2 protein-coding genes are annotated in these 2,185 nt (G+C 62.2%); both read left to right on the top strand.

Annotation, left to right across the window (positions count from 1 at the left end; all coding sequences use genetic code 11):
* Positions 1 to 83: 83 nt before the first annotated feature.
* Positions 84 to 374: a phosphopantetheine-binding protein gene (locus AC1DQP_RS19645; protein ID WP_478052317.1), complete on the top strand. Its 291-nt coding sequence runs from the start codon at positions 84 to 86 to the stop codon at positions 372 to 374.
* On the top strand, positions 374 to 2,185 hold a 1,812-nt coding region (locus AC1DQP_RS19640), incomplete at its 3' end, for a condensation domain-containing protein (RefSeq protein WP_478052316.1). The genes AC1DQP_RS19645 and AC1DQP_RS19640, both read left to right, overlap by 1 nt.

Genomic DNA, 2,185 nt, shown 5'->3' with positions numbered 1-2,185 from the left:
TTGCCTGCCCCGGGGCTGGAGGCGTTGACCGGGCGGGCTTACGTGGCGCCGGAAGGGGAAGTGGAACAGGCGCTGGCCGCGATCTGGGTCGAGCTGCTGGGCGTGGAGCGGGTGGGACGGCACGACCACTTCTTCGAGCTGGGGGGCACTCGCTGGTCGCAATCCAGCTGCAGGGCCGTATCAACCAGCGAATGTTGGTGGACGTGCCGCTGCACTACCTGTTTGAGAACGCGGCGTTGCACCAGTTGGCCGAACACGTGCAGAGCGCGCAGCTTGATCGCTTCCTGGGCAACGAACTTGCGTTGATCGACGATGAGCTTGCTGGCCTTTCGGCCGAGCAGCTCAGCAATCTGCTGATGAGTGAGGGGCAGTGATGAACAGCAACAATGGCCAGCCGTCTGTCGAGGACCTCAAGCGGGCGATCGTGCAGCAACGCTTGCGCAACAGGATGCAACAGCACCTGGCAGTGGACAACGAGCGTGCGATTCCACGTGCAGACCGTAGCAAGCCCACTCCGCTGTCATTGGTACAGCGCCGGCTGTGGTTCCTCGATCATCTGGACGCGCAAGGTGCAGCGTATAACCTGCCGGTGGCGCTGCACCTCGGGGGAGTACTTGATCGCAATGCGCTGGCGGCCGCCCTGGATCGTCTAGTGCACCGACACGAATCATTGCGGACCTATTTCCCCGCCGGAGAAACCGGGCCGCTTCAGTATGCTTCCGACGAGGGCTGCGGGCTGACGCTGGTCGAGAGCGACCTGAGCGAACTACAGGTGGAAGCGCGCCGTCATGAAGTGGCGCGGATGCTTGCCATTGAAGCGCAGACTGGATTCGATCTGGAGCACGGGCCTTTGATCCGCGGGCGCTTGCTGAGGCTTGCAGAAGCCGAACACGTCCTGGTGATCACCCAGCATCACATCATCACCGATGGTTGGTCGCTGGGCATCATGGTGCGCGAATTTGCGGCGCTCTACTCCGCATTCCGGCAAGGACAGCCTGATCCACTGCCGCCTCTGCCGATTCAATATGCAGACTATGCCGCATGGCAGCATCGCTGGCTGCAGGGAGCGCAGTTGGAACAACAGCTGAAATTCTGGCGAGAGCATCTCGAGGGTGCTCCGGGTCTGCTGGAACTGCCGACCCGCATCCAGCGGACTGAAATGCAGTGCAATGCCGGAAAGGACCTTCAGGTGGCCTTCTCCGCAGACCTGACCAGGAAGCTGAAGGCGCTGTCGCAGCAGCATGGATGTACGCTCTTCATGGTATTGCTGGCCGGCTGGGCGGTTGTACTGGCGCGGCTCAGCGGCCAGCAGGACGTGGTGATAGGCACGCCTGTGGCCAACCGGCAACGGCCCGAGCTGGAGGGGATCATCGGGTTCTTCGTCAATACACTCGCCCTGCGCACCAACCTCGCCGGCGACCCGACCGTGGCAGAGCTGCTCGCACAGACCCGGGCAACGGCCGTGTCGGCGTTCGCGCACCAGGAATTGCCGTTTGAACAAGTGGTGGAGGCGCTGCATCCGCAGCGCAGCTTGGACTACAGTCCCTTGTTCCAGGTGATGCTCACGCTCGACAGCGTATCGGAGGGCTACACGCTTGCCTTGCCCGGCCTCGAGCTGAGCCAGATGGCGATTGAACGGACGACGACACATTTCGATCTCTCCCTTGCCCTGTCCGACAGCGGGGAGCGGTTGTCAGGGACATTCAACTACAACGCCGAGCTGTTCGATGCGTCGACAATTGAACGTTGGTCACAGCATCTGCAGACCGTGTTGCACGGCATGGCCGAGGATTCGCAGCGGCACATATCCGCCTTGCCATTGCTGACAGCACAGCAGCGCAGCCAGGTGGTGGATCTGTTCAATGCAACGGCGGTGAGTTTCCCAGACGAGGCACTTATCCATGAACTGTTCCAGATCCAGGCCAGGCAGCAGCCTGACGCGGATGCGGTCGTTTATGGCCACCAACGATTGACATATGCCGAACTCAACGTGCGCGCAAACCAGGTGGCACACTTCCTGATCGGCCTGGGCGTACGGCCGGACCAGCGGGTGGCCCTCTGCGTCGAGCGCGGTCTGGACATGGCAGTGGGCATACTGGGTATCCTCAAGGCCGGCGCGGCCTACGTGCCGGTGGACCCTGACTATCCACCGAACCGCCAGGCGCACATGCTGAAAGATTGCCGG

This window comes from Stenotrophomonas sp. P5_A8 (assembly GCF_056400545.1).
This window is presented reverse-complemented; position numbering and strand designations above follow the sequence as displayed.